This is a genomic window from Frankia sp. CcCS3, from assembly GCF_977927575.1.
In genome coordinates this window covers 1-9,946 of record NZ_CDWRCL010000143.1, presented here as the reverse complement: position 1 = coordinate 9,946, position 9,946 = coordinate 1, and the positions used below count along the sequence as shown (strand labels likewise).

The following is a 9,946-nucleotide window of genomic DNA, read 5'->3' as shown; positions in this document are numbered from 1 at the left end:
GTGAACCGTCACCCACAGCAAGATCGCTAAAGCAGGTGAATGTTTACCACGGAAGGACTGGAGGTTGCGCCAGGACAAGCCTGGGCATTTCGTCTGGACGAGCCCAGAGGGGCGCCGATATCACATATCACCAGAGCAGTATCTGGCGGATGTTGTTATCGAGGGCCGCCTCCGGCCCGAGGTGCACCGGTCCGAGTAAGCGAAAAGCTGAGAAATGTGACATCCCTGGTTAAATCACTCCGTGTCCCCGTCCTCCTTGTCCTCATCATCGCTCGTGGGGAAAACCGGAGGAAAGCCATGCTGTTCCAGTCGGCGGTTCCGGAAGAACCCGCTGGTGGCGAAGCCGAGCCCGATCCCAGAGATCAGAAGAAACGCGACGACGACGGCTCGGACTCCGAACTCACCGGGCAGCAGGGAAAAGATCAGCGCGAAGGGCAACATCAGCAGGAAGGGCCGTGCCGCCTGGCGCAGCCTCCAGCCGGGGCCGGTGAGGTCATGCGAGACCCAGTCGTTGTAGGCCGGAGGAAGGGTCCCCCCAAGCAGGTAGTGCACTCGCCCGGTCAGCGGTGGTCGCTGAACGACTGGGCGGGCCACCGCCAGCTCCCGGTCCTGGCCGCTCACCGTCGGGCTGTCGTTACCGTCCATACCTCGCAGCCTATGAAGTCTGCGGTGGAGAGGTGGCAGCCGACGGTGGGCAGGTCGAGCTTCGGTGCGTTCTAGTCTTTGATCTCACAGAGCACGGTGCCGCTGGTGACAACGGCGCCGACGGCCGCAGCCAGTCCGGTGACCGTGCCATCCCGGTGCGCGTTGATCGGCTGTTCCATCTTCATCGCTTCCAGAACAATGATCAGATCACCCGCGGAAACAGCGTCGCCGTCGTTGACCGCGACCTTCACGATGGTGCCCTGCATGGGACTGGTCAGGGCGTCGCCCGTGACCTTGGCCGCAGCCGTGCCGCGAGCGCGCCGCTTGGGCGCCGCTCCCCGGGAAGCGGCGACGGGGGCAGAACCGAATCCGGCGGGTAGCACGACTTCGAGGCGTTTGCCGCTTACCTCGACAACCACGGTCTCCCGCGGCTCGGGGGTGGTGTCGGCCTCAGTCCCTCCCGCGAAGGCCGGGATGGTGTTGTCGAACTCGGTTTCGATCCAGCGGTTGTGGATACGGAAAGGCTCTGCGGCGTCCTCCGGGGCGAAGGCGGGATCCCGTACGACCGCGCGGTGGAATGGCAGTGCCGTCGCCATTCCCTCGATGATCATCTCGTCGAGGGCGCGCCGAGCCCGCTGCAGAGCTTCCTGCCGGGTTGCTCCGGTGATGATGAGCTTTGCGAGCAGGGAGTCGAAAGCGCCGCCGATGACGCTGCCGCTTTCGATGCCGGTATCGAGTCGGACGCCGGGGCCGGCCGGCGCGATCAGCTTGGTGACCGTGCCGGGGGCGGGAAGGAAGTTACGGCCGGGATCCTCACCGTTGATGCGGAATTCGATGGAGTGACCGCGAGGAGCCGGATCGGTGAAGTCGAGTGCCTCACCCTCTGCGATGCGGAACTGGGCGCGAACCAGGTCCACTCCGGAGACCTCTTCGGTTACCGGATGCTCGACCTGGAGGCGGGTATTGACTTCAAGGAAGCTGATCATGCCATCGCGGGCGACGAGGAACTCGACGGTCCCGGCCCCGATATAGCCGGCTTCCTTGCAGATCGCCCTCGAGGCGTCGTACAGCGAGTGGAGCTGAGCCTCCGAGAGAAACGGTGCCGGCGCCTCCTCCACGAGCTTCTGGTAACGGCGCTGGAGCGAGCAGTCGCGGGTACCGACCACGACGACGTTGCCGTGCGTGTCCGCCAGGATCTGGGTCTCGACGTGGCGGGGCTGGTCCAGGTACCGCTCGACGAAGCACTCTCCGCGACCGAACGCCGCGACCGCCTCCCGGACGGCACTGTCGAACAGTTCGGGGAGCTCCTCCGCGGTCCAAGCGACCTTCAGCCCGCGCCCTCCGCCACCAAAAGCGGCCTTGATGGCAACCGGAAGGCCGTACTGCTTGGCGAAGGTGACAACTTCATCGACGCCGGCCACGGGGTCTGCGGTGCCAGGTGCGAGCGGCGCACCGACCGCTAGTGCAATATGCCGGGCCGCGGTCTTGTCCCCGAGACGGCGGATGGCCTCCGGCGGCGGGCCGATCCAGGTGAGGCCTGCGGAGATCACGGCCTCCGCGAAGTCCGCGTTCTCCGAGAGAAAACCGTATCCCGGGTGGACGGCATCGGCCCCGGAGGACTTGCAGGCATCGAGAATTTTGTCGATGCGCAGGTATGAATCACCAGGGGTCGTGCCCCCCAACGCAAATGCCTCGTCAGCAACGCGTACGTGCAGGGCATTGATATCCGGTTCCGCGTATACTGCGACGCTGGTGTATCCGGCGTCGCGGCAGGCGCGGGCCACTCGAACCGCGATTTCTCCCCGATTGGCGATGAGGATCTTACGCACGTCGCTCCCGTCCTCGTCCGGCCTGCCTGAGTGTAGGTGAGTCGGGCCGAACATTTTGCTGCCGTTGTACCCAGATGTGATGCTGCAGACATCCCGGCGTCATGCCTATCGGTTGATCACCAGTCGGCTCGAGTGCGCGCACCCGGCGTCATCCCGGACCTTTGCCACACGCCCGGTCCGGTGGTGAGACTGCCACGGAGCGCCAGCGTTGGGCTGGCCCAGGATGAACGGCGGGTGGCCGGCGCCGACGAGGGAGCGGCACGAGCCGTCAGGAGCGCCACCACAGCGGCGATCTCCTCCGGCGTCGCCTCGCCGCGGATCAGCTGCAGCCGAGGCCGACTCGCCCGCCTGTCATCGTCCTGAACCACGTTTCTCTCCTCGGTACCTCGAGTAGCTGGTGCGTCGTGAGTATGCCGTCCGTGGACCTCTGAGGCCCGGGAGATCTCCGTCGGGGAGATCCTCCTTCCGGCGAGCTGGCGACGGCAGATCCCGTCTATAGCGGGATGTTGCCGTGCTTCTTCGGTGGCAGGGATTCACGTTTGGTACGCAGCAGACGCATCGCTCGAATGACATCGCACCGCGTTGCCGACGGGCTGATGACCGCGTCGAGATAGCCCCGTTCCGCCGCGATGTAAGGGGTCGCGAAGTGATCGGTGTAGTCCTGGATCAGCTCTGCCCGACGAGTCTCCGGTGACTCGGACCTGGCTAGATCCCGTCGATAGATGATGTTGACGGCACCCCGGGCGCCCATCACCGCGATCTCGGCGGTCGGCCAGGCGAGGTTGATGTCCGCCCGCAGGTGCTTGGACCCCATGACGTCGTAGGCACCGCCGTAGGCCTTCCGAATGATCACCGTCACCTTCGGTACGGTGGCCTCTGCGTAGGCGTAGATCAGCTTGGCGCCACGGCGAATGATGCCGTTCCACTCCTGGGAGGTGCCGGGAAGGAAGCCGGGGACGTCGACCAGGGTCAGCACCGGGATGTTGAATGCGTCGCAGGTCCGGACGAACCGGGCGGCCTTCTCGCTGGCGTCGATGTCGAGGGTGCCGGCGAACTGCATCGGCTGGTTGGCGACCACCCCGATAGAACGTCCATCCACCCGGCCGAATCCGACGATCATGTTCTGGGCGAACTGGGTGTGGACCTCGAGAAAGTCACCCTCGTCGAGGAGCCGCTCGATGATCTGGTGCATGTCGTACGGAGTGTTCGGGGAGTCGGGGATGAACGTGTCGAGATCCGGGTCGATCTCGGCGTCCAGATCGTCCACGGCGTCGTAGCTCGGGGCGTCGTCGAGATTGTTCGACGGAAGGAACGACAGCAGCGCACGGGCGAGCTCGAGGCACTCCGTCTCGTCGGCCGACTGGAAGTGCGCGACACCGCTGCGGGAGTTGTGGGTGTGTGCGCCACCCAGTTCCTCCATGCCCACGTCCTCGCCGGTGACTTCCTTGATCACGTCGGGGCCAGTGATGAACATGTGGCTGGTCTGGTCGACCATCAGGGTAAAGTCGGTGATCGCCGGCGAGTACACGGCGCCACCGGCGCAGGGTCCCATGATCAGTGAGAGCTGTGGGACGACGCCGGAGGCCATCACGTTGCGGTAGAAGATTTCGCCGTACAGACCGAGGGAGACGACGCCCTCCTGGATACGCGCTCCGCCGGAGTCGTTGATACCCACGACGGGGCAGCCCGTCTTCAACGCAAGATCCATGATTTTGACGATCTTCTCGCCGAAGACCTCACCCAGGCTGCCACCGAAAACGGTGAAGTCCTGGCTGAACACGCAGACCTGCCGGCCGTCGACAGTCCCGTACCCGGTCACCACGCCGTCGCCATACGGCCGGTTGGCCTGGACGCCGAAGTCGTGCGCGCGATGGCGGGCGAAGGCGTCGGTCTCGACGAACGACCCGGGGTCGAGGAAGGCCTCGACCCGTTCGCGGGCTGTCATCTTGCCCTTGGCATGCTGCGCGTCGACCGCTCGCTGGGACCCGGCGTGGACGGCATCATCGTTCACGCGCCGCAGTTGGGCGAGTCGGCCTGCGGTGGTGTGCGGGTCGGGAGCGGAATCCTCTGCGGGCGCGGGAAGAGCCATAACCGGCAGCGTACGACCCCCGCGGGTCCACGCGTGTGATTGATGTGCAGCGGATCTCACCGGATAGGCGAGATTCGTGGGCCTCTGGTGAGTTAACCGTATCCCGGATCAGTTTGCTGATCGTCCGCTGATCGCCCGAGTCGCCGGCGGGTGACCGGACGGTCTGGCAGGGTGGACCGGTGTCACCCTCGAAGGAGCCTTCACCCGTGGGACCCTCTCCCGAGCAGCCCGCGTCCGGCAAGCTCCCGCCCGGCAAGCCCTCGCCGACGTCCCCTCGGGCCCGCTCTGTCGGGGAGGGGCGATCCGCGTCCATCGGAACACGTGAACCGCTGGACGCCGCACGCCTCGCGGCCCGTGCCGCCGCGGTTGGCCTCGACCTGACGGTGGTAGAGGAGATCGACTCGACCAACGCCGCGCTGGCGCGCATCGCCCGGGGCGAAGACACCGCCCGCGGCCGGGGACAGGTTCTCGTCGCCGAACGGCAGACGGCGGGTCGTGGCCGGCTCGACCGATCCTGGGAGTCTCGCCCTGGCGCCGGGTTGACGGTCTCGCTGCTGCTGCGACCCCGGGTAGCGATGTCCCTGCTCGGCTGGCTGCCTATGGTGGTCGGAACCTCGCTCCTGGCGACGCTACGTGAGGTGGCGGCGGTTCCCGCAGTCCTGAAATGGCCCAATGACGTTCTCGTCGACGATGCGAAGCTCGCCGGCATCCTGGTCGAGGTCGTCCAGATCCCACTGTCGTCACCTTCGGTGATTATCGGTTTTGGGTTGAATATCATGGCGGAGCGTGACGAGCTCCCGGAGCGGTCGACGAGCCTGCTGCTCAGCGGCGCGCTTCCGGCGGCTCTGGACCGGACCGAGCTGCTCGGGGTGGTACTCGCCGATCTCGTCGGGGCGATCACTGGCTGGGAGGCTGACCCGCAAGCGGCTCGCGCGGAGTACCTACGGGTGTGCGCGACGATCGGCCGGCGGGTGCGCGTCGAGCTGCCGGACGGTTCGGCGGTGCTCGGGACCGCCACCGATGTTGACCCCGACGGCCGGCTCGTCGTCGACGGGCGACCCTACAGCGCCGCCGACATCGTTCACCTGCGGTGACGAGGGACCCGGCAGCGATCTGTCAGCCCGAGATGCGACGATCGTTGCCGTGGCGTTTCCCGACGATATCCTCACCCAGGACGAAGAGGTTGTCCTCCATCTGCACCCGCACTGGGTCAGCCTGGTAGTCCCGGCGCTCTGGACGGTTGCCGCCCTCCTTTTCGCCGTGCTGGGGGTTTTCTTCGCACCCGGAGGGGTGTTGCAGAAGCCTATCCAGTACCTCGTGCTTCTGGTCGCCTTCGGTGCAATCGGTTATCTGAGTGTGATGCCATGGCTACGTCGAATGACCACTCATTACGTCGTGACGAACCATCGACTGATGATCCGCGAAGGGGTCGTCACGCGGGTTGGGCGTGATGTCCCGTTCGCCTGGTTGGTTGGTGCGACCGTGCAGCAGAACGTCCTCGACCGGGTTCTGGGCTCGGGTGAGCTGATCATTGAGACGGTGGGGCAGCGGGGCCGGGTCAGCCTGTCGTGCATGCCGCACGCCGAGCGGGTGCAGGAAACCCTTGCCGATCTCTCCGCGCCCTACCAGTCACGGGGCTATCCGGGGGCCTGACGCCGGGACGGCCGGAGGCAGCAAGCACGGCCGATCCGTCACACCGGGTCGAACTCCCGCCACCATGCGAGCAGTTTGTCGGCCTGCGGATCCTCCGTGGCGAAACCGAGACGCTCGTCGTCAACCGTCCAGAACACCGAGAACCGACCGGGTCCTGCATCGCACAGGAAGGTGCCACGGCGTCGGGAGCTGCGTGCCCAGCGCTCGATGCCGGTCTGCCCCTGATAACAGTTGCCGACGCCGGCGAGGGCTGCGGACCGGTGGGCGATGTCGCGGGCCAGGGCCGAGGCGTCCGGGTAACGCAGGACGAGGATTCGAGCGGGGGCCGGAGCATCGGTCGCCACCCCGGGGACGCAGCTGAGGGCCGCCTCCACGCCACCGGGTACCGCCTGTCCCTCGCTGGGCGGCGCACTCGCGCACTCGCCGATCGCGAACGGCTTGAGCGAGGACCGCAGCCGTGCCTCGGCGGCATCGAGCGTCGGGCCCGGCGACTGTCCGACGCCGGCCGCTCCGGAGGCCATGGTGCCTCCCGTGCCCGTCGTGCCGGCCGCCGACGGGTGGCGACCGGTGGGGCTGTCGCTCGGATCGCGGGTCACGGCGAGTCCGATGGTGACGCCACCCGCGATCAGAGCCACGATGATCAAGATGATCGCGGTGAGGGGCCCGCGACGCCACCACGAGTCGGTTCCACTGGATGGATCCTCGTCACCGTCGGCCGGATTCCGCGGGAATCCGTCTTCGGAACCGTTCACAGGTATCCGGTCTCCCGAGGAAGGTCAGCTCAATGACGGAGTGGATCGAACGACTTCCACCATCTGTTGAGGTTACCCGGATCCTGATCATCCGCGGAGAACGCGATTCGATAGTCGTCGTAGGTCCAGAACGCGTAGAAACGCTTCGCGAAGAAGTAGCACAGCCGGGTGCTACCGGTCGACTCGGCCGGCGAGCTCCACCGCTCCGAGCTCTGCTGGCCGTCGTCGCAGTTCCCCTCGTCGTAGTAGTACGTTTCACGGGCGCCGATCTGTCGGTCCATGGCGGACTGACTCGGGAAGTGGAACGCGGTGACCTCGATGCCGCTGGGATCCTTGCAGACGAGGGCGGCGTCGGCATAGGCGCTGTCACGGTGTGTGGGGACGGCGCATCCCGTCATGACGACCGGGTTCAGTAGCGAGCGGAGGATCTCCTGTGGATTGCCGGCCGGCTGTCCACCGTTCCCCGACGCTCCGGTGGCCGATGTTGTGGCGACGGATTGTCCGCTCGTCGTGTCGGTGCCGTCCTCGCCGGTGAACACGACGACTCCGAGCAGGATCACCAGGGCCAGGAGGAGGCCGCCGCCCGCGAACAGCAGGCGTCGATCCACGCTGACTTCGTGCCGGGAGGCTGTGCCGCGCTTGGCCAAGGGGGCTACGGCGCGCTCGGGCCCGGCCGCATTGGCGGGGATTCCTGTCGGGTGGGCGGGCGGCTCCGGTGGCGGAAGTCCCGGCAACAGCCCCGGTAACGACGAGGGCCGTCTGGATTCCGCAGGTGCGCCGAGCCGTGTGGCGGTGGCCGTGTCGACCGAGGGGGCGGACGTGCCGAGGAGATTGACGGGTGCCGGCGCTGGAAAGCCGCCGGTCGGGACAGGCGTCCCGCTCACCGGAGGGAATCCGTTCGGCGGGTTGACACCGATTGTCGCTCCGGGAGCCGGCGCCGGATAACCGATGGGCGGTGCGGACGGCGCGACATGCGCGTCAACGCCGTCCGTGGACCTGCCCCGGGCCCCGAAGGCTCCGAGGAAGGCCGTGTCACCGTTCGTGCCGAGCCCGGTGCCGGTTCCGGCCGTGAGGGTTCCGGGCTGGTTAATGTCGCTGCCCTGGATGCCGGGCCGTCCGGTGGGCGGGGGGCTGGGTGGGGTCAGGCGGTAGGTGAGGTCGCCGTCGTCCGGCCATGGTGACGATGGGGCGTGGTGTGGGGACATCGACAGTCCGGAGGACGTCCGAGGTCCCGAAGGCAGGGGCGGCGGCAGGTCCGGGCCCGACGGGGGCCCCGGCGGGAACGGCCGTTCCGGAGTGGACGGGAACCCCGGAACCGAGAGGGATTCCACGGTCGACGAGGTTCCGGGAGCCGACGGGGTTCCGGGAGACAGGGGAGGCTCGAAGGTCACCGGGGACTCAGCGTTGCTGGATCTGGTTGGCGAGCCGTAGTAGAGCGGACCGGGCGGGCCGGCCATGCCTGTGGGCGGCCCAGGGGGTCCCGGGGGCCCGGGAGGTCCCTGCATCCCCGACCGAGCCGGCAGGCCAGGCGGAGTCGGTGGTCCCTGTCCGCCCGGACCAGGCTGATCCGCCCGGGCGGACGAGGTGGGGGGCCGGTGGGCGGGGCGAATCCAGGCGGGGCGAGAGATCCGGGTGGCCCGGGGGGAGCGGGCGGCCAGGACGGAGTGGAGGGGCCGGGCGGCCCCGGCGGGCCACCCGGACCGGTCAGTCCCCCGAAGTGAGGGGGAACCGTGGGAACCGGCGGGCCCGGTGGCAGAACCGGACCTTGCGGTCTGGAACCCGACAGCGGTCCCGAGCCCAGGGCCGACGGCGGTGAGACCGGATTCGTGTAGGGCGGAGGCGACAAGGCATGCCCCGGCCCCACCCCTGGTCCCGGTCCTGGGTGTAGTGGATGCAGGATGGTCCGGTCAGGCTCGTCCGGGTCTGGATCGGGGCCGCTCCCTGGCCGCGGCGAGGCCGGCGGTGGCTCGGACACCCGCGACGCTTCGTCGTCGCCTTGGCCGGGGCTGGGCACGGTTCCTCCCGAGATGGGTGACAGGTGCAACCCCAGCGTAGGCCCCTCACCGCTCGGATATGGGCGATGTCAGGCTACTGCGTCACAAATACTGCTCTATCACCACCCGCCCGGCCGAAGGCAAGCAGGCAAGATCGAAGCCACAGCAAGCAGCACCCCGCCGTGCGGACGTGGCCGCGTCCCGGCGGCGTCCACCGCGACGTCAGGTCTTGGGCACCGGATCGAAATTACTCCACCATTCGTACAGGGCCGCCCCGTCGGGGCCGGTCGCCATGAAGGAGACCAACGTGGAATTGTAGGACCAGAAGATGAAGTGATCACCATCACGCACGTTGCAGACGGCCGTGCCCTGGGTCGCACCCTCGTGGAAGTTCCAGGTGAAGACCTCGTCGCCGCCCTGCTCGCATTTGCCGCCGGTGGTGCTGACCAGGGACTTGCGCACCTCGACGTCGCTGCTCAGATCACTGGTGGTCGCGTAGGAGTAGGCAGCCACCACCTTCCCATCATCCGAGTTGCAGAATAACGACGCCTTGATGTGGCCGCCCTCGGCTTCGCCGTTGGGCTCGCAGTCCGTCATCACGGACGAGTCGAGCTTGGCCAGCAGGGCGTGCTGCGCCGGGGTGAACTGCGCCGAGGGACTCGGACTCGCGCTTGGACTTGGACTTGGCGAGGGCGATGACGATGGGTTTGTCGAGGTCGGTGAGGCGCTGGGGCTGTCGGGCGCGGTCACCGTGCCCGGGTTGTCGGAACCTCCGGAGAGGAGCACAACCGGAATAATGATCAGGAGGAGTGCCGCCGCCACCGCCGCAGCGATGATGGTGTTACGCCGACGTTGAGAGCCGCCGGGCCGGGGGGCGCCCCCGGCGGCGGATAACGGGTCTTCGAAGTTAACCGGGGTGGGCGTGAGACCCCAGCCAGTTTGGTAACTGTGCGTAATGTTGGCTCGGCGTGGCCTGCTGTGACC

The 9,946-nt window shown here is 67.4% G+C and carries 9 protein-coding genes; 2 read left to right on the top strand and 7 right to left on the bottom strand.

The window, feature by feature from the left end; all coding sequences use genetic code 11:
- Positions 1-234: 234 nt before the first annotated feature.
- From AC08OQ_RS13125 to AC08OQ_RS13110, 4 genes are all read right to left on the bottom strand, one after another.
- Positions 235-645, bottom strand: coding sequence for a DUF5313 family protein (locus tag AC08OQ_RS13125; protein ID WP_462203569.1), 411 nt, complete (start codon positions 643-645; stop codon positions 235-237).
- 71 nt (positions 646-716) lie between these two features.
- On the bottom strand, positions 717-2,474 hold the full coding sequence (locus AC08OQ_RS13120) for an acetyl/propionyl/methylcrotonyl-CoA carboxylase subunit alpha (protein WP_476601355.1): 1,758 nt from the start codon (positions 2,472-2,474) through the stop codon (positions 717-719).
- A gap of 116 nt (positions 2,475-2,590) precedes the next feature.
- A complete protein-coding gene (locus AC08OQ_RS13115) occupies positions 2,591-2,842 on the bottom strand; it encodes an acyl-CoA carboxylase subunit epsilon (protein ID WP_462187315.1) in 252 nt (83 codons plus the stop codon).
- Between the two features lie 125 nt (positions 2,843-2,967).
- A complete protein-coding gene (locus AC08OQ_RS13110) occupies positions 2,968-4,563 on the bottom strand; it encodes an acyl-CoA carboxylase subunit beta (RefSeq protein WP_476601356.1) in 1,596 nt (531 codons plus the stop codon).
- Between the two features lie 206 nt (positions 4,564-4,769).
- Between AC08OQ_RS13110 and AC08OQ_RS13105 the strand changes: the two genes are divergently transcribed.
- Positions 4,770-5,657 (top strand): biotin--[acetyl-CoA-carboxylase] ligase, encoded by an 888-nt coding sequence (locus tag AC08OQ_RS13105; RefSeq protein WP_476601357.1) that lies wholly within the window; start codon positions 4,770-4,772, stop codon positions 5,655-5,657.
- 49 nt (positions 5,658-5,706) lie between these two features.
- Positions 5,707-6,216 (top strand): PH domain-containing protein, encoded by a 510-nt coding sequence (locus AC08OQ_RS13100; RefSeq protein WP_476601358.1) that lies wholly within the window; start codon positions 5,707-5,709, stop codon positions 6,214-6,216.
- Positions 6,217-6,254: 38 nt separating this feature from the next.
- Here AC08OQ_RS13100 and AC08OQ_RS13095 read toward each other — a convergent pair whose 3' ends face one another.
- The 3 genes from AC08OQ_RS13095 to AC08OQ_RS13085 form a co-directional block, all read right to left on the bottom strand.
- The gene (locus tag AC08OQ_RS13095; protein ID WP_476601359.1) at positions 6,255-6,968 is read right to left on the bottom strand and encodes a hypothetical protein; all 714 of its coding nucleotides are present in this window, start codon (positions 6,966-6,968) and stop codon (positions 6,255-6,257) included.
- A 29-nt stretch (positions 6,969-6,997) separates the two neighbouring features.
- A complete protein-coding gene (locus AC08OQ_RS13090) occupies positions 6,998-7,576 on the bottom strand; it encodes a hypothetical protein (RefSeq protein ID WP_476601360.1) in 579 nt (192 codons plus the stop codon).
- 1,608 nt (positions 7,577-9,184) lie between these two features.
- Entirely contained in the window at positions 9,185-9,784 is a 600-nt protein-coding gene (locus AC08OQ_RS13085) for a hypothetical protein (RefSeq protein ID WP_476612079.1), read from the bottom strand.
- Positions 9,785-9,946 lie beyond the last annotated feature (162 nt).

What these genes read in the sequence shown, in the direction of transcription:
- AC08OQ_RS13110 (WP_476601356.1), bottom strand. Translation starts at nt 4,563, where the DNA reads ATGGCTCTTCCCGCGCCCGCAGAGGATTCCGCTCCCGACCCGCACACC.
- AC08OQ_RS13125 (WP_462203569.1), bottom strand. Translation starts at nt 645, where the DNA reads ATGGACGGTAACGACAGCCCGACGGTGAGCGGCCAGGACCGGGAGCTG.